At 66.7% G+C, this 19,999-nt stretch carries 17 protein-coding genes; 9 read left to right on the top strand and 8 right to left on the bottom strand.

Annotation, left to right across the window (positions count from 1 at the left end; all coding sequences use genetic code 11):
* Positions 1–2: 2 nt before the first annotated feature.
* A complete protein-coding gene (locus tag AC3A6M_RS23725; RefSeq protein WP_487855181.1) occupies positions 3–1,988 on the bottom strand; it encodes a sensor histidine kinase, YfiR-like protein-associated in 1,986 nt (661 codons plus the stop codon).
* Positions 1,989–2,279: 291 nt separating this feature from the next.
* Here AC3A6M_RS23725 and AC3A6M_RS23720 point away from each other — a divergent pair, with 291 nt between their 5' ends.
* From AC3A6M_RS23720 to AC3A6M_RS23700, 5 genes are all read left to right on the top strand, one after another.
* The gene (locus tag AC3A6M_RS23720) at positions 2,280–2,762 is read left to right on the top strand and encodes a CinA family protein (RefSeq protein WP_487855180.1); all 483 of its coding nucleotides are present in this window, start codon (positions 2,280–2,282) and stop codon (positions 2,760–2,762) included.
* A 4-nt stretch (positions 2,763–2,766) separates the two neighbouring features.
* Positions 2,767–3,684, top strand: coding sequence for a metallophosphoesterase family protein (locus tag AC3A6M_RS23715; RefSeq protein ID WP_487855179.1), 918 nt, complete (start codon positions 2,767–2,769; stop codon positions 3,682–3,684).
* 21 nt (positions 3,685–3,705) lie between these two features.
* The gene (locus AC3A6M_RS23710) at positions 3,706–6,528 is read left to right on the top strand and encodes a M16 family metallopeptidase (RefSeq protein ID WP_487855178.1); all 2,823 of its coding nucleotides are present in this window, start codon (positions 3,706–3,708) and stop codon (positions 6,526–6,528) included.
* A 373-nt stretch (positions 6,529–6,901) separates the two neighbouring features.
* Complete coding sequence (locus AC3A6M_RS23705) at positions 6,902–7,225, top strand: ArsR/SmtB family transcription factor (RefSeq protein ID WP_487855177.1); 324 nt, start codon at positions 6,902–6,904, stop codon at positions 7,223–7,225.
* Positions 7,222–8,223 (top strand): cation diffusion facilitator family transporter, encoded by a 1,002-nt coding sequence (locus tag AC3A6M_RS23700; RefSeq protein ID WP_487855176.1) that lies wholly within the window; start codon positions 7,222–7,224, stop codon positions 8,221–8,223. The genes AC3A6M_RS23705 and AC3A6M_RS23700 overlap by 4 nt, the downstream gene beginning before the upstream one ends.
* Positions 8,224–8,231: 8 nt before the next feature.
* Here the strand turns inward: AC3A6M_RS23700 and cysK are convergent, their stop codons facing one another.
* The 3 genes from cysK to tcdA are packed head-to-tail and all read right to left on the bottom strand — an operon-like array spanning position 8,232 to position 10,680.
* Positions 8,232–9,176 carry a cysteine synthase A gene (gene cysK, locus AC3A6M_RS23695; protein WP_487855175.1) on the bottom strand — a complete coding sequence of 315 codons (945 nt, stop codon included), beginning with the start codon at positions 9,174–9,176 and terminating at the stop codon, positions 8,232–8,234.
* Between the two features lie 29 nt (positions 9,177–9,205).
* Positions 9,206–9,718 (bottom strand): FKBP-type peptidyl-prolyl cis-trans isomerase, encoded by a 513-nt coding sequence (locus AC3A6M_RS23690; RefSeq protein ID WP_487855174.1) that lies wholly within the window; start codon positions 9,716–9,718, stop codon positions 9,206–9,208.
* A gap of 32 nt (positions 9,719–9,750) precedes the next feature.
* Entirely contained in the window at positions 9,751–10,680 is a 930-nt protein-coding gene (gene tcdA / locus AC3A6M_RS23685) for a tRNA cyclic N6-threonylcarbamoyladenosine(37) synthase TcdA (RefSeq protein ID WP_487855173.1), read from the bottom strand.
* 98 nt (positions 10,681–10,778) lie between these two features.
* Here tcdA and pdxH point away from each other — a divergent pair, with 98 nt between their 5' ends.
* Together pdxH and AC3A6M_RS23675 are read left to right on the top strand one after the other, a co-directional pair.
* Entirely contained in the window at positions 10,779–12,032 is a 1,254-nt protein-coding gene (gene pdxH / locus AC3A6M_RS23680) for a pyridoxamine 5'-phosphate oxidase (protein ID WP_487855172.1), read from the top strand.
* Between the two features lie 55 nt (positions 12,033–12,087).
* Entirely contained in the window at positions 12,088–13,332 is a 1,245-nt protein-coding gene (locus tag AC3A6M_RS23675) for a class I SAM-dependent methyltransferase (RefSeq protein ID WP_487855171.1), read from the top strand.
* 24 nt (positions 13,333–13,356) lie between these two features.
* On the opposite strand, the gene msrA is transcribed toward AC3A6M_RS23675, so the two are convergent.
* On the bottom strand, positions 13,357–13,896 hold the full coding sequence (msrA, locus tag AC3A6M_RS23670) for a peptide-methionine (S)-S-oxide reductase MsrA (protein WP_487855170.1): 540 nt from the start codon (positions 13,894–13,896) through the stop codon (positions 13,357–13,359).
* Positions 13,897–14,033: 137 nt separating this feature from the next.
* Here msrA and AC3A6M_RS23665 point away from each other — a divergent pair, with 137 nt between their 5' ends.
* Both AC3A6M_RS23665 and AC3A6M_RS23660 read left to right on the top strand, forming a co-directional pair.
* Positions 14,034–14,534 (top strand): flavin reductase family protein, encoded by a 501-nt coding sequence (locus tag AC3A6M_RS23665; protein WP_487855169.1) that lies wholly within the window; start codon positions 14,034–14,036, stop codon positions 14,532–14,534.
* Between the two features lie 210 nt (positions 14,535–14,744).
* Positions 14,745–15,938, top strand: a complete 1,194-nt coding sequence (locus AC3A6M_RS23660; RefSeq protein ID WP_487855168.1) for an acyl-CoA dehydrogenase — start codon at positions 14,745–14,747, stop codon at positions 15,936–15,938.
* Between the two features lie 60 nt (positions 15,939–15,998).
* On the opposite strand, the gene AC3A6M_RS23655 is transcribed toward AC3A6M_RS23660, so the two are convergent.
* The 3 genes from AC3A6M_RS23655 to AC3A6M_RS23645 all read right to left on the bottom strand — a co-directional run bounded on the left by AC3A6M_RS23655 (position 15,999) and on the right by AC3A6M_RS23645 (position 19,793).
* Complete coding sequence (locus tag AC3A6M_RS23655) at positions 15,999–16,679, bottom strand: OmpW/AlkL family protein (protein WP_487855167.1); 681 nt, start codon at positions 16,677–16,679, stop codon at positions 15,999–16,001.
* A 28-nt stretch (positions 16,680–16,707) separates the two neighbouring features.
* Complete coding sequence (locus tag AC3A6M_RS23650; RefSeq protein ID WP_487855166.1) at positions 16,708–18,060, bottom strand: SGNH/GDSL hydrolase family protein; 1,353 nt, start codon at positions 18,058–18,060, stop codon at positions 16,708–16,710.
* Between the two features lie 221 nt (positions 18,061–18,281).
* The gene (locus AC3A6M_RS23645; RefSeq protein WP_487855165.1) at positions 18,282–19,793 is read right to left on the bottom strand and encodes an alpha/beta hydrolase family protein; all 1,512 of its coding nucleotides are present in this window, start codon (positions 19,791–19,793) and stop codon (positions 18,282–18,284) included.
* Positions 19,794–19,999 lie beyond the last annotated feature (206 nt).

The raw sequence follows: 19,999 nt of genomic DNA, 5'->3' as shown, positions 1-19,999 counted from the left end.
CCTCATGGGGCAGTCCTTTCTTCTCCGGCGCGCTGGGTCAGCACGCCGTCTATGGCCTCATTGAATTGTTCGATGTCGATCGGCTTCGTCAGGTAGCGCGCGAAGCCGGCCGACAGGCCGCGCTCGATGTCGCGCGGCATGGCGTTGGCGGTCAGGGCGATGACCGGGATGTGCGCGGTCTCCGGGTCGCGCCGCAACTGCGCCAGCACCTCGAAGCCGCCCATGCCGGGCAGGTTCAGGTCCATCAGGACGATCGCCGGGCGGTGGGTGTGCGCCAGCGCCAGCCCGGCATGGCCGTCCGGCGCCGACAGCAGGCGCAGGTCGGCGCGAAAGCGGATGATTTCCTGCACCAGCCGCAGGTTGGCCGGATTGTCCTCGATGTACAGGACCAGGCGCGGCCCGGCGTCGGGCGGGGCGGCGGCGGCCTGGCCCGGATCCGCCTGCGCCGGGCTGCCCGGCGGCGCCAGCCCGCCGTTGACGCTTCCCGCGGCCGCCAGCTCGATCCAGAACGTCGAGCCGGCGCCGGGGCTGCTGGTCACGCCGATCTCGCCCTTCATCAGCTCGACCAGGCGCTTGGTGAAGACCAGGCCGATGCCGGTGCCCTCCTGCACGCCGTTCTCCTGGCCGAGGCGGTTGAAGGGCTGGAACAGCGCGGCCACCTGCTCCGGGCGCAGCCCCATGCCGGTGTCGCGCACCGACAGGCGCAGCCGGTCCGGCCCGCAGGCCTCGCACTCCAGCGTCACCGTCCCGCCCTCGCGGTTGTACTTGATCGCGTTCGACAGCAGGTTCAGCAGCACCTGCTTCAGGCGCGTGCGGTCGGCCTGCACCAGCGCCGCGGCATGTTCGGGGAATTCGACGCGGATGCCGCGCGCCGCCGCCAGCGGCCCGATCATGGTGCGGCACTCGGCCAGCACCTCGGCCAGGCCCACCGGCTCCATCGACAGCGTCAGCGCGCCCGCCTCGACCTTGGCCAGGTCGAGGATCTCGTTGATGAGCGTCAGCAGGTGGCGCCCCGATTTCAGGATGTGGCCGGCGAATTCCTTCTTCTGCTCCGGCGTGGCGGGCAGGTCGCCGGCCAGGATCTGGGCGAAGCCGAGGATGGCGTTGAGCGGCGTGCGCAGCTCGTGGCTCATCGACGAGAGAAACGCCGACTTGGCCTGGTTGGCGTTGCGCGCCTCCTCGATCGCCAGCTCCAGTTCGGCGTTGGCCAGCTTCAGCTGCATGGTGCGCTCCTGCACGCGCTGTTCGAGCCGCTCGTTCAGGCGCATCACTTCCTGCTTCGAGCCTTCGACGGCCAGGGTGCGCTGCTCGATCTCGGTCAGCATCGCATTGAAGGAATCGACCAGCGCGGCCGCCTCGTCCTCGCTGATGCGCGGCGCGCGGCGCGAATAATCGCGCTTCTCCACCACCTCGCGCGCGATGGTGGTGATGGCGTCGATCGGGGTCGTGATCGTGTGGCCCAGGCGGCGCACCAGCAGCCAGGCGACCAGCAGCGCCAGCAGGGTGGTGCCGACGCAGATCAGCAGGTAGTCGCGCACCCGCGACATCAGCAGGTTGGACGAGCGCAGGTAGACCGTGCCCAGCATGTCGCCGTTCTCGACGATCGGCTTGTACAGGACGAGTTCATCCCCTTCCTTGCGGTGCCCGACCTTGCCCGGATGCGGCGGGAAGAAAGCGTTCTCGCCCGGCGCCAGGTAGGACGCGAACAGGGCGCCGCCCTGGTCGTAGATGGCGGCCGCGCGCACCGTGGGACGCGAGCGCAGCATGGCCAGGTTCTCGCGCGCCAGGCGCGGGTCGTCGAAGGACAGCGCGGCCGAGGTCATGTGGCCGACCAGTTCGGCCTGGGTCGAGAGATCGTTCAGCAGGGCGCGCTGGTAACCGCGCAGGTCGTAGGCGACCACCGTGCCGACCGATACCGCCAGCGCCGCCAGCGTGGTCGACATCATGATCGTGACCAGCTTGGTGCGGATCGAGCGCTGGCCGATCATGCCGCCTCCGTCCCGCGCCGCGCCGGCGACTTCGGGCGCGCCGGCCTCATGTGGCGTTGCGCGAAACGTTCGAGCGGCATGTCAGTCCTACATCAAGAAGGGAACACTACCGGGACCAGCCCGGCAGGCGTGCAGGATAGCAGCAGCCCTCGGGACGATGTCGCACGGAACGACATTCGGATATTTACACTGTCCCCTGCTGCATGGTTTTTAGTTAACGTTTTTAGCGCGCACCGGACCGAGGCGCGCTAGAATGGTCCGGCGCAGTAAAAACCAGAGGGAGAGGAGCACATGGAGAACACTATTCTTGAACTTGCGGCCAAGGTCGGCAAACTGCTCGAATCGAAAAGCCTGCTGCTGGCCACCGCCGAGTCCTGCACCGGCGGCGGCGTGTCCCAGGCCATCACCGAAATCCCCGGCTCGACCGGCTGGTTCGAATGCGGCTTCGTCACCTATTCGAACGCGTCCAAGACCGAGATGCTCGACGTGCCGGCCGCGCTGATCGCCCAGTTCGGGTCCGTCAGCGTGGAAGTGGCCGGCGCGATGGCCGAGGGCGCGGTCGCCAACAGCAATGCCGACGTGGCGGTATCCACCACCGGCATCGCCGGCCCGACCGGCGCCGTGCCGGGCAAGCCGGTCGGCACCGTCTGCTTCGGCTGGTCGAAGGGCGGCACGACCTATACCGAGCGGCTGGTGTTTTCGGGCGACCGCAAGTCGGTGCGCGAACAGACCGTGGCGCACGCACTGGCCGGACTGCTGCGCTTCCTCGAGTAAGGAGGTGCCGGCTTTCGCGACACGCGCAGGCCTGGCGGCCGGCGGCCTGCTGCTGGCCGCCGCCGCATCCGCATCCGCATCCGCCTCTTCCACCACCGCGGCCGCCGTCACCGTCTATGCGGCCGGCGACATCGCCCGCTGCGCCTACCGCGACGCCGCGTATTCGGGCGCGGCCGACACCGCCCGCACCGTCGCCGCCGGCCTCGCCGCCGACCCGCAAGCCATCGTGCTGACCCTGGGCGACCATACCTATCCGCGCGGCAGGGCGCAGGAATTCGCCGACTGCTACGGCCCGACCTGGGGCGCCTTCAAGGACCGCACCTGGCCCGCGCCCGGCAACCACGAGTACACCACACCGAAGGCCGCGCCCTACTTCGCCTACTTCGGCGAGCGCGCCGGGCGCGGCTACTACAGCCTGGACCTGGACGGCTGGCACATCGTCTCCCTCGACAGCAACCTGGCGCCGATCGAGCACGCCGCCCAGATCGCATGGCTGCGCGCCGACCTGGCCAGCCATCCGGCGCGCTGCACGCTGGCGTTCTGGCACCATCCGCTGTACAGCTCGGGCGGACATGGCAGCATCCCGAAGATGCGCGATGCGTGGCAGCTGCTGCAGGAGGCCGGCGCCGAGCTGGTGCTGTCCGGCCATGACCACGACTACGAACGCTTCGCGCCCCAGGATGCCGACGGCCGCCTCGATCGCGCGCGCGGCATGCGCCAGTTCGTGGTCGGCACCGGCGGCGCCTATCCGACACCGTTCCTGCTCACGGCCTCCCACAGCGAGATGCGCGACAGCGGCCGCACCGGCGTGCTGCGCCTGCGCCTGCTGGACGGCCGCTACGAGTGGGAATTCCTGGAATCCGCCAGGCTCACTTCGCTGGGCCTGCCCGCTCCCGACCGCGGCAGCGACACCTGCCACTGAAAGCCATTCACGGAGGTCTTCATGAACATCCGCTTCCCGACCTTGCCGGCCTCCCTGGCCTTCGCGCTGGCCGTTTGCGCCCCGCCCGGCTCGGCGCAAACCACGCCGGCGGCCCAGGCTGCGCCGCCCGCCACCGCCCTGCCCACGATCGCCTTCGAGAAAACCACGCTGCCCAACGGCCTCGAACTGATCCTGATCGAAGACCACCGCCTGCCGATCGTCGCCGTGAACGTCTGGTACCACGTCGGCCCGGCCAACGAGGCGCCGGGCCTGACCGGCTTCGCCCACCTGTTCGAGCACATGATGTTCGCCGGTTCCCGGCACCTGCCGCGCGGCCTGGCCGACCGCCTGCTGGAAGGCGCCGGCGCCACCGACAGCAACGGCAGCACCGACTACGACCGCACCAATTACTACGACACCGTGCCCTCGAACCAGCTGGAGCTGGCGCTGTGGGTGCATGCCGACCGCATGGGCTACCTGCTCGACGTGCTCGACCAGGCCGCGCTGTCGAACCAGCAGGACGTGGTGCGCAACGAGCGCCGCCAGAGCGTCGAGAACCGGCCCTACGGCATCGTCGAGGAAGCGTTGAACCACGCGCTGTTCCCGAAGAACCACCCGTATTACGCCTCGGTCATCGGCTCGCATGCCGACATCCAGAACGCGAAGCTGGCCGACGTGCGCGACTTCTTCACTCGCTACTACGGCCCCAACAACGCCAGCATCGTGATCGCCGGCGACATCGACAAGGCCAGGACGCGCGCACTGGTGGCGAAGTACTTCGGCACGTTCAAGCGCAGCGCGCCGGTGGCGAAACCGAACGTGGCCACGCCGCCGATCACGCGCGAGCGCCGCCTGACGGTGGCCGACCGGGTCGAACTGCCGCGCGTGTACATGGCCTGGCTGACCCCGCCCGCCTACCAGCCGGGCGACGCCGAACTGGCCGTCACGGCCCAGATCCTGGCCGGCGGCAAGGCCGGGCGCCTGTACAAATCGCTGGTCTACGAACGCCAGATCGCGCAGGAAGCGTCGGCCGCGCAGAACTCGAACGCGCTCACCTCGACCTTCGTGATCGACGTCACCGCCCGCCCCGGCCATGAAGCCGCAGAACTGGAAACGGCCATCGACGCCGAGCTGAAGGCGCTGCGCGACACCGGCCCGTCCGTGCAGGAAGTCGAACGCGCACGCAACACGATCGAGACGGCGATGCTGACCTCGATCGAGAAGCTGGGCGGCGCCGGCCTGGCGAACCAGGTCAACCAGTACAACCAGTACACCGGCGATCCGGGCTACCTGCCGAAGGACATCGCGCGCCTGCGCCGGGTCGGCGCGGCCGACGTGCAGCGCGTGGCGCGCAGCTGGCTGCAGCCGAATGCGCGGGTGGTGGTGGCGGGCGTGCCGGGCAAGCCGGAGCCGGGTCCCGATCCGGTTGCGCAGCCGGTCAAAGCCGGCGCCAGGGCAGCAACTGGCATCAACCGCGACGAAGCCTGGCGCCGCCAACCGCCCAAGCCGGGACCGGCGCCAAAGTTCACGCTGCCGCAGGGCGAAGGCTTCCAGCTGCCGAACGGCCTGCGCGTGATCCACCACTACAACCCGGCGCTGCCGCTGGTGGCGGCCGAGCTGGTGGTGAAGAGCGGCTCCGACGCCAACCCGGACAGCCAGCCCGGCCTGGCCGGCTTCACCGCCCAGATGCTGCAGGAAGGGACGGCCACCCGCAGCGCGCCGCGCATCGCCGACGAGGTCGCGCAACTGGGCGCTTTCCTGGGCAGCGGCAGCAGCACGGACGCGTCCACGGTCTCGCTGCTGTCGCTGCGCTCGACCTTCGCGCAGGCGCTGGACGTGCTGGCCGACGTGGTCCTGCATCCGGCCTTCCCCACCGCCGAAGTCGAGCGCCAGCGCGCGGCGCGCCTGGGCGAACTGACCCAGCAGCGCGACGACCCGGCCCTGGTGGCGGCGGTCGCCGGTGCCGGCGCGCTGTACGGCGCACGCCATCCCTACGGCTACGGCCAGCTCGGCACCGAGCCGGCGATCCGCGCCGTCACCCGCGACGACCTGTACCAGTTCTGGCGCCGCCACTATGTGCCCGCCAACGCGGCCCTGATCGTCTCGGGCGACATCCCGCTGGACGAGCTGCGCGCCCTGGCCACCAGCCGCTTCGGCGGCTGGCCGCGCGCGGTGCCCGCGCCCACGCTGCCGGGCGACCCGGACGGCACGCGCGCGCGCCTGGTGATGGTCGACAAGCCGGGCGCCCCGCAGACCGCGCTGCGCGTGACCCAGGTGGCCACCAACCGCAAGACGCCCGACTATCCGGCCCTGCAGGTAATGAACGCGGCGCTGGGCGGCCTGTTCTCGAGCCGCATCAACCTCAACCTGCGCGAAGACAAGGGCTACAGCTACGGGGTGTTTTCAAACTTCCGCTACGACCGCACGCCCGGCCCCTTCGTCATCGCCGGCAGCGTGCGCACCGACGCCACCGGCGCTTCCATCTCCGAGATTTTCAAGGAGGTGCGGGCGATCCGTGCGAAGCCGCTGCCGCCGGGCGAACTGGCGGGCGCGCGCGACTCGCAGGTGTATTCGCTGCCGGGCCAGTTCGAGACCAACAGCGCGATCGGCGCCAGCCTGGCCGAGACCTGGGTGTTCGACCTCCCGCTCGACTACTGGCGCACCTTGCCGGACCAGTTCCGGCGCGTCACGGCAGCCCAGGCGCAGGCGGCGGCGAACAAGTACCTGGTGCCGGAGCGGATGAAGGTGATCGCGGTGGGAGACAAGGCGAAGGTGCTGCCGCAGCTGAAAGACCTGGGGCTGGGGCAGCCGGAGATGCGGGATGCGGATGGGCAGGTGCCGTGACTGAGAGGCCGGGCATTTCTACGAAAGGAGCTGGATCGATGGTAGAGCTTTTGGCGATTCCACATCGTGGTGCTGGGCCCTTCGTCTTTGGCCTGTCGAGAGCAGCAATCGCCGACATCATGGCGCCGTAAACCGTGCTTTGAATGAAGGCGGGTCACTAAAGGGAGCGACCCTATCGGGACCTGCACTGATAGGTATTCCGGCGGAGGCTTATCTCTCTCCGATACCGTCCATTTGGCGAAGGCTTTTTCGATAGGCACCGGCATAATCCGGCGGGAAAACTGCATTGTTGGCTGCTTGATCACGCAACACCGCGCCTTGCGCTATCCATCCCTTCTCGCTTAACATGTGAACAGTTCTTCACATGTTAAGCATGAGCACCGAACCCGACATCGACAACCTGGTCGACGAACTCGCCGACCTGTTCCACCTGCTGGGCGACCCGACCCGGCTGCGGATCGTGCTGGCCTGCCTGGCGCGGCCGATCGCGGTGGGCGACATCGCCGCCAACCTGCAGCTGTCGAGTTCCCTGGTCAGCCACCACCTGCGCCTGCTGCGCGCGGCCCGCATCGTCAAGGCCGAGCGCCAGGGCAAGCAGGTGTTCTACACGGCCGCCGACGCCCACATCAGCGGGCTGCTCGCCAACATGTTCGAACACATCGCCGAACCCGAATCTGCAACAGGACTGGACGCATGAGCCTTCACCACCATCACGACCATGGCCACGGCCACGGACACCACCACCCGGCACCAAGCGACGCCGGCCGCGCCTTCGTGCTGGCCATCGTCCTCAACGCGGCCTTCGTCGCGATCGAATTCGTCTACGGCTTCATCGCGAATTCGACCGCGCTGATGGCCGATGCCGGCCACAACCTGTCCGACGTGCTGGGCCTGGTGCTGGCCTGGGGCGCGGCGCTGCTGGCGAAGAGCGCGCCAACGCGCCGCTTTACCTACGGCCTGCGCGGCTCCTCGATCCTGGCGGCGCTGTTCAATGCCCTGCTGCTGATGGTGGCCTGCGGCGCCATCGGCTGGGAAGCGGTGCACCGCTTCGCGCATCCGGAACCGGTGGCCGGCACCACGGTGTCGATCGTGGCCGCGGTCGGGGTCCTGGTGAATGGCTTCTCGGCCTGGCTGTTCATGTCCGGCAGCAAGGACGACATCAACGTGCGCGGCGCCTACCTGCACATGGCGGCCGACGCCGCGCTGTCGCTGGGCGTGGTGGTGGCGGGCGTGGTCGTGATGTATACCGGCTGGACCTGGCTCGACCCGGCGGTCAGCCTGGTGATCGTGGTGATCATCGTGGCCGGCACCTGGTCGCTGATGAAGGAATCGCTGCAGATGGTGCTGGCGGGCGTGCCTGCCAGCGTGGACGCGACCCAGGTCACGGCCTTCCTCGCATCGCAGACCGGCGTGACCGAGGTGCACGACGTGCACATCTGGGCGATGAGCACCACCGAGACGGCGCTGACCGCCCACCTGGTGATGCCGGGCGGGTATCCGGGCGACGAAGCCATCGACCACATCGTCGAACACCTGCGCGAGGATTTCGCGATCCACCATTGCACGCTGCAGGTGGAGCAAGGGACGACGAACCACAGCAGCTGCGCGCTGCACGATGCGCACGGCCATGACCACGATCACGATCACGACCATGATCACGGCCACGCGCATGCCCATGCGGGGCACGCGCATTGATTTGAAAATCAGCCGGCCAGGTTGGCGTACAGAGCGGTACTCAGGTAGCGCTCGCCAAACGAAGGAATGATGGTGACGATCAGCTTGCCGGCATTCTCCGGCCGCTTCGCCACCTGCAGCGCGGCCCACAGCGCCGCGCCGGACGAGATCCCGACCAGCAGGCCCTCCTCGCGGGCGGCCGCGCGCGCGGTCTCGAAGGCGTCGTCGTTCCTGACGGCGATGACCTCGTCGTAGACCTTCGTATTCAATACCTCGGGGATGAAGCCGGCGCCGATGCCCTGGATCGGGTGCGGACCCTTGGTGCCCTTCGACAGGATCGGCGACGCTTCCGGCTCCACGGCGATGGCCTGGAAGCCGGACTTGCGCGCCTTGATCACTTCGGCCACGCCGGTGATGGTGCCGCCGGTGCCGACGCCGGCCACCAGGATGTCGGCCTTGCCGTCGGTGTCGCGCCAGATTTCCTCGGCCGTCGTGCGGCGGTGGACTTCCGGGTTGGCCGGATTGTTGAACTGCTGCGGCATGAAGCAGTTCGGATCGGAGGCCACGATCTCCTCGGCACGGCGGATCGCGCCCAGCATGCCTTCCGGCCCCGGAGTGAGCACCAGCTCGGCGCCATAGGCACGCAGCAGCATGCGGCGCTCGTTGCTCATGGTCTCGGGCATGACCAGGCGGCAGCGGTAGCCGCGCGCCGCGCACACCATGGCCAGCGCGATGCCTGTGTTGCCGCTGGTGGGTTCGACGATGACGGTGCCGGGGCCGATCTTGCCGGCCTGTTCGGCCGCCTCGATCATGGCCAGGCCGATCCGGTCCTTGACGCTGTGGGCCGGGTTGTGGAACTCGAGCTTGGCGACGATGTCCGCGCCGGCGCCCTCGCCGTCGTGTCGACCCAGGCGGCGGATGCGCACCAACGGGGTATTGCCGATCAGTTCAGTAACGTCGTTCGCGATGCGCATGCTTCCCTCCGCGTCAGGTTGTGTTTGACTTACTTAACGTCCAGCAGTTCCACGTCGAAGATGAGGTCCGAATCCGGCGGGATGCCGCCGGGGCCGGGCGAGCCACGCTTGCCGTAGGCCAGGTCGCTCGGGATGATCAGGGTGCGCTTGCCGCCCACCTTCATGCCGGCCACGCCCTGCTCCCAGCCCTTGATCACCATGCCGGCGCCGAGGCGGAAATCGAGCGGCGTGCGGCCGGGGTTCAGCGACGAGTCGAACTTGCGGCCGCGCTGCTTCGGCGCCATGGGCTTGTAGAACCAGCCGGTGTAGTTGACCACGACGGTGCTGCCGATCGTGGCTTCCTTGCCCTTGCCGACGACGGTGTCGATGACCTGGATCTGCGGTGCGGTGGACTGGACGGCCGGCTGGGCCGGCGTGTCGGCCGCCTGCTGGGCAGTGTCGGGATTGGCGGCCGTGGTCTGGGCCTGGGTCTGGGTCGAATCCTGCGCGCCAGCGGCAGCGGCCGCCAGCAGCAGGGTCAGGAAGGCGATGCGGCGAATCATTGGGCCTCTTTCATGGTTCATTAAAACTGAACCTATGATAACGCGGCCTCCCCGGCTTGCACAGCATCGTTGGCGGCGGGCGCCGGATCGGCCACGCGCACGGGGATGGCGGCCGGCGCGGCGGCGGCATTGGCGGCCTCGGCCAGCTTGCGCAGCATGTGGCCGGCCGCGACCATGCCGAAGGTGGCGGTCACCACCATGCTGGAACCGAAGCCCGCACAGTTCAGGCCGGTGATGCTGTTCGCGTCGATCTCGCAGGCGTCCCCCAGCTCCGGATAGCGCAGCGGTTCCATCGAGAACACGGCGTCGATGTGGTACTTGTTCTTTTCGCCGCGCGCGAAGCCATACTGGGCGCGCAGGATCTTGCGCACCTTCTTCAGCAGCGGTTCCTGTTCGGTGCGGGCGAGGTCGCGCACTTCGATCTTCGTCGGATCGAGCTGGCCGCCGGCGCCGCCGATCACGACCAGCGGAATCGCATGGTCGCGGCAGTGCGCGATCAGGGCCGCCTTGGCCTTGACGCTGTCGATCGCATCGACCACGTAGTCGAACTTGCCGCTGCCGACCATCTGCGGGATGTTGTCCAGGTCGATGAAATCCTCGACCAGTTCGACTTCGCAATACGGATTGATCAGGGCGATGCGCTGTTTCAATGCCTCGATCTTGGGCATGCCGATGGTCGAGGACAGCGCCTGGATCTGGCGATTGATGTTCGATTCGGCAACGTTATCGAGGTCGATCAGGGTCAGGCGGCCGATGGCGCTGCGGGCCAGGGCTTCGACGATCCACGAACCGACGCCGCCGACGCCGATGACGCAAACGTGCGCCTGGCGGAAGCGTTCCAGTGCACGCTCGCCATACAGGCGGGCAATGCCGCCGAAGCGGCGGCCGAAGTCGACTTCGTCGACGAATGCGTCGACCTTCCCTTCAGCCGGCGCAAGGAGAGAGGTAAAAATAGTCGTCATGATTGGGCTATTCTACCGGACGGAATGACGAGCCTTGCCCTAAAATAACTTTCAGTCAATCAAATTTTCACTCTCATTACGCGTCCGCAACATACACCATGACAGAGCTTCTTCCCGATACCGCCCCCGATTTCGACCAGCCGGTCGCCGTGCTCAAGCATTGCCATGGGCGCATCCGCAAGCAGCTTGCGACCCTGGAGAAACTGCTGGCCCACCTGCCCCGGCATGGCGCCGACGAGCAGGCACGCCAGGCCGCGAGCGCGGTCCTGAAATATTTCGAGAAAGCCGCCCACCTGCACCATGAAGATGAGGAACAGGACCTGATCCCCATGCTGCGCGCGGTAGCCCAGGGCGAAGATGCCGCCACCCTGCAGGCGCTGGCGCCGGTGATCCTGCAGGACCACAAGGATATGGATGCGATGTGGCAAGACCTGCACGAGCAGCTGACCATGATCGCAACGGGCGCCGGCGCCCAATTGTCGGCAAGCACCGTGCAACGCTTCAGCGAGCGCTACCTGGGGCATATGGAGCGCGAGGAAGGAACGATGGCGCCGATGGCCCTGCGCCTGTTCGGGCCGGAGCAGATGGCCCGGCTGGGCCAGGCCATGCAGCGCCGCCGCGGCATCGTGCCCGCGACCTCGCCGGATGTGGCGATGCCTGGCGGCAGCGTGGCGGCGCCGGCGACCACGGCATCGGCCGCCGCGGTGTCCGTTGGCGAACGCGTGGCCGACCTGCGCAAGGATTACGGCCAGGCCAGCCTGGACGAGAGCGACGTCGCCGACGACCCGATCCAGCAGTTCACGCGCTGGTTCGAGGAAGCCCTGAAGGCCGAGGTCAACGAGCCGAACGCGATGGGCGTATCGACGGTGGACGGGCGCGGCCGGCCGAGCTCGCGGATCGTGCTGGTCAAGCAGTTCGACGCCCGCGGTTTCACCTGGTACACGAACTACGACAGCCAGAAGGGACAGCAACTGAACGACAATCCGTTTGCGGCTCTGCTATTCTTCTGGAGTGAACTTGAACGGCAGGTGCGGATCGAAGGCAGGGTCGAGCGCACCTCGGCCGAGGAAAGCGATAAATACTTCAACAGCCGACCCCTGAAGAGCCGGCTGTCGGCGATCGCCTCGCACCAGAGTGCGCCGATCGCAAGCCGCGCAGCCCTCGAACACAATTACGAGGATGTCGCGCGACAGGTTGGCGAAACGCCACAGCGACCACAAAACTGGGGCGGTTTTCGCCTGGTGCCGGAACGCATCGAGTTCTGGCAGGGGCGGCGTTCACGCTTCCATGACCGTATCGTCTATACGCGGCAGGAAGATGGCAGCTGGGCGCGGCAACGTTTGCAACCGTAAGAGGCATTGCTGCCTCTGAGCCGGCTGCCGGCCGGCGCATGTCGGAGGGTATCGCGTGTTCGACCAGATGAAGTTATCCGCCTGGACCTCAGGCATCCGCAACAAGTACAACCTGCCGCTGCGCGTCGAATTATGGAACGGCGAGCAGGTCGACTTGTCCTCTGAACAGCCGCGCGTGAAGATCCGCGTGCCGAGCCCCGGCAGCCTGCGCTACCTGCTGTCGCCGACCCTTGGCAACCTGGGCGAAGCCTATGTCGAAGGCGCGCTCGAGATCGAGGGGCGGGCCGCGGACATGATTCAGATCGGCAACTCCCTGGCCGAAGCCACCGGCAAGCCGGCGCGCACCAGCCGGGTCGCCAGCGCGCTGCGCCTGGTCTCGCCGCACACGCGCGAAAAGGACGCCCAGGCGATCCGCTACCACTACGACGTCTCGAACGCGTTCTACAGCGAATTCCTCGACCCGGCGATGGTGTATTCCTGCGCCTATTTCGAACGCGGCGACGAAGACCTCGCCACGGCCCAGGTCAAGAAGATCGACCACATCCTGACCAAGATCGGCGTGCAGCCGGGCCATACCCTGCTCGACATCGGCTGCGGCTGGGGCGCCCTGGTGCTGCGCGCGGCGCAGCGGTTCGGCGCGCGCTGCGTCGGCGTGACGCTGTCGCAGAACCAGTTCGAGCTGGCGCGCGAGCGCGTGGCGCGGGCCGGGCTGCAGGACCGGATCGAGATCCGCCTGCAGGACTACCGCGACGTCACCGGCGAGTTCGACCGGATCACCAGCGTCGGCATGTTCGAGCACGTCGGCGTGCAGCACCTGCCCGAGTACTTCGGCCGCATCAACAAGCTGCTGGCGCCGGGCGGCGTGGTGATGAACCACGGCATCACGACCACCGACGTCGAGCAGCGCGCCAGCCCCTACGGCGGCGGCGAGTTCATCGACCGCTACGTGTTCCCGCACGGCGAACTGGCCCACCTGTCGACCGTGATCCGCACCATGCAGGAAGGCGGCCTCGAAGTGCGCGACGTGGAAAACCTGCGCCGCCACTACGCCCAGACCTGCGCGATCTGGGCCGAGAACTTCGAGAACCACGCCGAGCGCATCCGCCAGCTGGCCGACCCGAAAACCTTCCGCATCTGGCACGTCTACCTGGCCGGCTGCGCCTATGCCTTCGCCCACGACTGGATCAGTCTGTACCAGATCGTGTGCGGCAAGGCGGGCCAGGATCCGGCCCTGATTCCGTGGTCGCGGCGCTATATGTATGACGGCAGCGCCCCGGACATGCTATCGACCCGGCATTGAACGCAGGGTGGGCACGCAGTCCCCCTACTTCAGGCGCTCGGCAAAGGTCTTGCGGAACTTCGCCACCTTGGGCGCCACCACGAAGGCGCAGTAGCCCTGCAGCGGGTGCTGGGCGAAGTAATTCTGGTGGTAGTCCTCGGCCTTGTGCCAGGTCTCGGCCGGCAGCACCTGGGTGACGATGGGTGCGTCCCAGACCGCCGCCATCTCCGCCATCACCTTGCGCGCGGTCGCTTCCTGCTCGGGCGAGGTGAAGAAGATGACCGAGCGGTACTGGGTGCCGACGTCGTTGCCCTGGCGGTTCAGGGTCGTCGGATCGTGGATGGTAAAGAAGATTTCGAGGATGTCGCGGTAGGAGATCACGTTCGGGTCGAACTCCAGGCGCACGACTTCCGCATGGCCAGTGGTGCCGGCGCATACTTGTTCATACGTCGGGTTGGCGGCCGTGCCGCCCATGTAGCCGGATTCGACGCGGGTCACGCCGCGCGCCTCGAGATACACCGCTTCCAGGCACCAGAAACAGCCGCCGCCCAGGATCGCCACGTCGGTTGCGGATTGCTGGTTCATGTTCGGTCCTCGGCAGATAAGTAGTTGGCAAACGGGTCGATGCGCATGTCTTCACTGTAACCGAAAGCGCCCTCCTGTGCATATCCGCTGCCGAAGCGGCCCCGGGGCGCGATGCCATTGATGGCATAATGGCGAAAATGAACACCAGCTCTCCCCGCGCCACCGAGCGCGGTTTCGATTCCGCGCATTTCCGCCAGGCCCTGTCCCAGTTTGCGACCGGCGTCACCGTCATTACGACCCGCCTGTCCGATGGCAGTTTCCGCGGATTGACCGCCAGCTCCTTCAATTCCGTCTCGCTGGAACCGCCGCTGGTGCTGTGGAGCCTGTCCAACGCGGCCAACAGCATGCCCATCTTCACCGGCAATTCGCACTACGTGATCAACGTCCTGTCCGCCGGCCAGGAAGAGCTGGCGCGGCGCTTTTCGCGCCGTGGCGCAGACCCTTTCGCCAGCACCGACTACGAACTCTCGCGCACCGGCCAGCCCATCTTGAAAGGCGTGGCCGCCTGGTTCGAATGCCATAACCGCAGCCGCTATCCGGAAGGCGACCACGTGATCTTCGTCGGCGAAGTCGAGGAATGCGCGGTCCATGCCCAGCCGGCGCTGATCTTCCACGGCGGCAAATTCGGCTCGACGTAGAGGGGTCAGAGTCCGGTTTTTCCGTCAGGACTCTGACCCCGGTGGTTAGTGACGGCTCAATTCCTGCGACGTAGGGTCAATTCCTGTGACGAAAGTGAAAATCACTGTCGCCATTTGAAAAGCAAGGCCAAGGCGGGATTTCTATAATGTCCAGGCACGGATGGCGCAGACCATCCCCATCCAACAAGATTCTTCTGAGACAGGAGTCCCATGAGCCGTTCCGATTCGCCCCGCAAAGCCCAGTTCCATTGGGATGACCCGCTGCTGCTGAACGAGCAGCTGAACGACGAAGAGCGCATGGTGCGCGATGCCGCCGCCGCGTATTGCCAGGACAAGCTGAAGCCGCGCATCCTCGAAGCCTTCCGGCACGAGACGATGGACACGTCCATCTTCCGCGAAATGGGAGAACTCGGCCTGCTGGGCCCGACCATTCCCGAACAGTATGGCGGCCCGGGCCTGAACTACGTGTCATACGGCCTGATCGCGCGCGAAGTCGAGCGCGTCGATTCCGGCTACCGCTCGATGATGAGCGTGCAATCCTCGCTGGTGATGGTGCCGATCTACGAGTTCGGCAATGAAGAAACCAAACGGAAATACCTGCCGAAGCTGGCCACCGGCGAATGGATCGGCTGCTTCGGCCTGACCGAGCCGAACCACGGCTCCGACCCGGCCTCGATGGTCACGCGCGCGCGCAAGGTCGACGGCGGATACTCCATCAGCGGCTCGAAGATGTGGATCACCAACTCCCCGGTAGCGGACGTGTTCGTGGTCTGGGCCAAGGACGACGAAGGCGCGATCCGCGGCTTCGTGCTGGAAAAAGGCTGGAAAGGTTTAAGTGCGCCGGCGATCCACGGCAAGTTCGGCCTGCGCGCCTCGGTCACCGGCGAAATCGTCATGGACGAAGTGTTCTGCCCGGAAGAAAACGCCTTCCCGGACGTGCGCGGCCTGAAGGGTCCGTTCACCTGCCTGAACTCGGCCCGCTACGGCATCGCCTGGGGCGCGCTGGGCGCGGCGGAAGACTGCTGGCACACCGCGCGCCAGTACGTGCTGGACCGCAAGCAGTTCGGCAAGCCGCTGGCCGCCAACCAGCTGGTGCAAAAGAAACTGGCCGACATGCAGACCGAGATCACGCTGGGCCTGCAGGGCTGCCTGCGCCTGGGCCGCATGAAGGACGAGGGCACCGCCGCGGTCGAGATCACCTCGATCATGAAGCGCAATTCCTGCGGCAAGTCGCTGGACATCGCCCGTGTCGCGCGCGACATGCTCGGCGGTAATGGCATCTCGGACGAGTTCGGCATCATCCGCCACATGGTCAACCTCGAGGTGGTCAACACCTACGAAGGCACGCACGACATCCACGCCCTGATCCTGGGCCGTGCGCAGACCGGCATCGCCGCGTTCTGATCCGCACGCAGGCGAAAAAAAACCCCGCCGAGGCGGGGTTTTTTCATGCCTGCAGGCGGCTCAGAACTTGTAGCCGACCGACAGGATGAACGAGTCCGGATCCAGCTTCATGTGCTGGCGCTGGCCGGTCGAGAAGTGCACGTCGGTGCTCAGCTTGGTCTTGATGTAGGCCGCGTTGGCGAACCATTTCTCGTTGACGTTGAACTGCAGGCCGACCTGGCCCGAATAGGTCCACTTGTTGTCGATGCTGAACGTGGTCGGGGTGCCGCCGCCCGGGTTGGTCAGCGCGGTCATCGGGAACGAGCCGGTTTCCTTCCGGAACATCGCATAGGTCACGCCCAGGCCGACGAACGGACGGATCATCGCGTTCGGCTCGAAGAAGCGGTACTGCAACAGCGCGATCGCCGGCATGGCTTCCGCCGTGCCCAGCTGGCCGGTGCCTTCGATGGCGCCGGCGCCATGGATCTTGTGCTTGTACGGGGTGCCGATCGCGGTCTCGACCGAGATGTTGTCGGTCAGGCCGTAGGTGATGACGGCCACCGGCTGGGTGTCCTTGTCGATATCGCCCAGCGAGTTCGGCAGTGCAGGCGCCGAGATGGCGCCGCTCTCGACGTGCGGCTTCAGCATGTTCGCGCCCACTGACACGGTGAACTGGCCCTTCGACTGCGCCGCGGCGCCGGTTGCGACTGCCAAGGTACCTGCTGCGACCAGCACTTTCACGACATTGATACGTACTTTCATGTTTTCTCCTGATTCTTGTTCGTGAAAATTACAGCCAGCCTTTGACAGTCATCTGTTCCAGCACATAACGCGCGATCAGCGAGTACTCGAACGGGGTCGGGTGCACGGAGTCGGCGAACATGTAGTGGCTGACGTCGCCAGCGATCAGGTTATTCTTGTTGCAGACCAGCGAAGAACCGAGCGGATTCTTGGCCGGGCTCAGGTCGCAAGCCGGGGTGGTGGTGTTGGTCAGGCCATACGGGGTCGGGTTGACCGACTGGTCGCGGCTGATCGCAGCCAGGTCGACGTACAGCACCTTCGGATCGTTGCCAACGGCAGCCTTGAGCTGGTCGTTGAAGTTGGCGACCATGGCCTGGATCAGCTTCTGGGTATCGGCCGACTGCGCCTTGGCGGACGGCGAGATCGACACGTCCGGCAGGTTGTTCACGACCACATAGTTCGCGCCCTTGGCGACGATCATCTTCTCGACGTAAGCACCCAGCTCGGCGCCGGCGGTGGCCAGGGCCTTGACCAGCAGCGGAGCGTTGTCGGTCTGGTACTTTCCGGCAGCTGCCAGTGCGGCGGCGCCGGCGGTGGTGCCGATCGTGGTCGCGTTGGCGGCCGCAGCGGTGTTGCCATTCATGACGGCAGCGGTGATCGCTGCCTTGATGATGACGTCGGACGCGCTCTTCTTGGCGACTTCGGCCTGGATCGCTGCCGTGATGGCGGCGGCGCCGGCGGCCGGGTCGGTGGTGCCCGGCGCCAGCTGGGTCACCAGGCTGGTGGCCAGCGCCGTACCGCCGGCAGCGGTCGCGCCCCTCGAGAATTCGCCCAGCTGCTCGAGCACGTCGTTACCGCCAGCCATCACGATGACCAGCTCGTCGCCCTTGAACTTGCCGCCGACCTTCGCCAGGTGGTTGCTGATCTGGGTCACGACCGGCACGGTCATCTGGCCCAGCGACACCGCGCCCGGCGCATCGAAGAACTTGTTGCCCGGACCGTGAGGATCGGTCACGCGGGCGCCGCCCTGGGCGTAGTTGAAGCATTCCGGATGATCGGTCACCGGCACCGAGAAGCCGGCGGCGGCGGTGCCTTCCAGGCCGGTCTGGGCGGCGCACGGCGCCGGCAGGCCGAGCTGGGCAGCGATCAGCTGGGTGTAGTTCTTGCCGGTCAGCTCAGGGCTGATCGCGGTATTGTTGCCATTGATCGTGTACTGGCCGCCACCCATGGCTGCGACGCCGCCGACGGCATAGGTGCCGACGTCGGAGAGGCTGTCGCCGAAGGTGATCTGGCTGCTGAATTTGGTCTTGGGCGTCTGGTCGCCGGCGCTTGGGCCGTTACCACCGCAGGCGGTCAGAACGGCTGCGGTCAGCAGTGCGAGCGCGAAAGAGGTCTTACGCATTGTGTCTCCTAGATGAGGTTTTTTCTTTGCTTTGAAACGAACGCCCGTGCTATTCGTAACACAACTAATATGCCAGTGTTCAGCTTGGTTGTATAGCGGAAAAGCCTTTGTATCGTGTAGGGCAACACTATTTGCAACACGGTACGGATGGGGGCCGGCAGCGCCGGCGATTATAGCAACGCTGCTGAGCTTCTCATATGTAAAAAATGTATTGTCGCCTTTCAACGAGCCAGTAAAGACTGGAAATAATCGCGCGTTGCGGCCATGCAGAAAGGTGCCACCAGGCCGGCGTGGTAGCTGGACGTCACGGCTCCGTCGCCATTTGCGGTGCGCAGGAGCGTCCTGGCCGCCACGAAGCCGGCTTTCGCGGTGCGGAAGGGATCGTCCAGGCTGGGCGTATCGTCGATGTCGAGCTCGGTGATCGCCGCGCCGCGCGCACGGAAATACGAGGACGCCGCCGTGGTATTGAAGTACGGCACGACCGGGTCGTCGTGACCGCCGCACAGCAGGGTCGGCGCGGCCGGCAGGTAGCTGCGCAGGTCGTTGCGCACCAGCCATTTACGCAGGCCTTGTTCGGGGACGCAGTTCAGCGGCGTGGCCGCGTTCTGGTCGCAGGGATGGGCCGCCATGTCCGCCAGGTAGGCGGCGCGGTAATCGCTGCGGATCAGGTTGTTGGCGCCGAAGTACTGGGCCGAGCCCGGCGCCTGCGGCATCGAGTCGGCCGCGAACAGGCTGGCCGCCGGCAGCTTGCCCTGGCTGACCAGTTCGCTGCTGCCGAGGATGCCCGGCACCAGGTCGACGATGGTGGCGGCATATTGCGCCTCGTAGACGTCGGCCGGCGTGCGGTAGATCGCCGCGCTGGCGTGCTGGGCCGCGTTGATGATGGTCGGCACGATGATGGTGGCGCCATCGCGCGGGGCGCCGCCGAACAGGTCGTCGCCGAAGCGGGCGATCGCATACGGACCCGACATGCCGGCCGCGGCGGTGAGCGTGAACTCGGCATTGCCCAGGTCCTGCATGGCGCGCTGGGTCGCCAGCGCCACGAAACCGCCCTGCGAATAACCGGTGACCATCAGCTTGCCGGAATCGCGCACGCCGATCGCGTTGAAACTGCTGCGCGCCGCGCGCAGGCCGTCGATCATGTCGGCCGCTTCCTGGATCCGGTCGAGGTAGGGATGGTAGCCGAGCGAGGAACCGCCGTAGCCGGCGTAATTGGGCGCGACCACGATGAAGCCCTGGGCCGCGAACACGGCGGCGGCCAGGCGCGCTTCGGTGTTGTTGGCGATGTCGGCCATGTCATAGGACTTCTGCAGCGAGGTGCCGTGGGCATACAGCAGTACCGGCCGCGAATTGCTGCACGAGGCGCCGCTGCCGGTCGGCACGAAGATGGCCGCGCTGGCATCGGTCGCTTCGCCGGCGCCGCCGACGGTGTTGTAGTGCACGCGGTACACCGAGACCGCGCACTGCGGCTGGCCGGCCACGGCCAGGGTACCGGTCTGGGCCGATTCGAGGAAGCCGGCCAGCACGGAAGGCGACAGGGTGCTGAGGCTGGCGCCGCCGACGTTGACGGCAACCGACGCGGCCTGGCCGACGAGGCTGCCGCGCACCGGCGCGGGCAAGGGAGCGGGATTGGTGACGCCGACCGGGGTGCCGCCGGTCGTGGTGCCGCCGCTGCAAGCGGCAAGCAGGAGTCCCAGGCCGATGCTGAGGACCCGGGTGGAAAACGGACGCATGGATTACCTTCTGACAAACGAGACAAATTGCTAACTTGCGGAACAAAAACGTCGTCCCCGCGAAGGCGGGGACCCAAGTTTGCGTGCGCTATCGAAATGCGAACAGAACTTGGGTCCCCGCCTGCGCGGGGACGACGGTGGGAAAACGCGGGTAACGCGCGCTATCCAGTTTCCCGAAAGCATGCACTGTGCATGCGTTTTTGAGA

It is taken from the genome of Telluria sp. Soil_C_11 (assembly GCF_057657395.1).
This window is presented reverse-complemented; position numbering and strand designations above follow the sequence as displayed.

Excerpts from the sequence above, each read along its gene's own strand:
- AC3A6M_RS23710 (WP_487855178.1), top strand. The coding sequence starts at position 3,706 with ATGAACATCCGCTTCCCGACCTTGCCGGCCTCCCTGGCCTTCGCGCTG.
- pdxH (WP_487855172.1), top strand. The coding sequence starts at position 10,779 with ATGACAGAGCTTCTTCCCGATACCGCCCCCGATTTCGACCAGCCGGTC.
- AC3A6M_RS23720 (WP_487855180.1), top strand. The coding sequence starts at position 2,280 with ATGGAGAACACTATTCTTGAACTTGCGGCCAAGGTCGGCAAACTGCTC.
- AC3A6M_RS23650 (WP_487855166.1), bottom strand. The coding sequence starts at position 18,060 with ATGCGTAAGACCTCTTTCGCGCTCGCACTGCTGACCGCAGCCGTTCTG.
- AC3A6M_RS23645 (WP_487855165.1), bottom strand. The coding sequence starts at position 19,793 with ATGCGTCCGTTTTCCACCCGGGTCCTCAGCATCGGCCTGGGACTCCTG.
- AC3A6M_RS23665 (WP_487855169.1), top strand. The coding sequence starts at position 14,034 with ATGAACACCAGCTCTCCCCGCGCCACCGAGCGCGGTTTCGATTCCGCG.
- AC3A6M_RS23660 (WP_487855168.1), top strand. The coding sequence starts at position 14,745 with ATGAGCCGTTCCGATTCGCCCCGCAAAGCCCAGTTCCATTGGGATGAC.
- AC3A6M_RS23700 (WP_487855176.1), top strand. The coding sequence starts at position 7,222 with ATGAGCCTTCACCACCATCACGACCATGGCCACGGCCACGGACACCAC.
- AC3A6M_RS23655 (WP_487855167.1), bottom strand. The coding sequence starts at position 16,679 with ATGAAAGTACGTATCAATGTCGTGAAAGTGCTGGTCGCAGCAGGTACC.
- msrA (WP_487855170.1), bottom strand. The coding sequence starts at position 13,896 with ATGAACCAGCAATCCGCAACCGACGTGGCGATCCTGGGCGGCGGCTGT.
- tcdA (WP_487855173.1), bottom strand. The coding sequence starts at position 10,680 with ATGACGACTATTTTTACCTCTCTCCTTGCGCCGGCTGAAGGGAAGGTC.
- AC3A6M_RS23725 (WP_487855181.1), bottom strand. The coding sequence starts at position 1,988 with ATGATCGGCCAGCGCTCGATCCGCACCAAGCTGGTCACGATCATGATG.
- AC3A6M_RS23705 (WP_487855177.1), top strand. The coding sequence starts at position 6,902 with ATGAGCACCGAACCCGACATCGACAACCTGGTCGACGAACTCGCCGAC.
- AC3A6M_RS23690 (WP_487855174.1), bottom strand. The coding sequence starts at position 9,718 with ATGATTCGCCGCATCGCCTTCCTGACCCTGCTGCTGGCGGCCGCTGCC.
- cysK (WP_487855175.1), bottom strand. The coding sequence starts at position 9,176 with ATGCGCATCGCGAACGACGTTACTGAACTGATCGGCAATACCCCGTTG.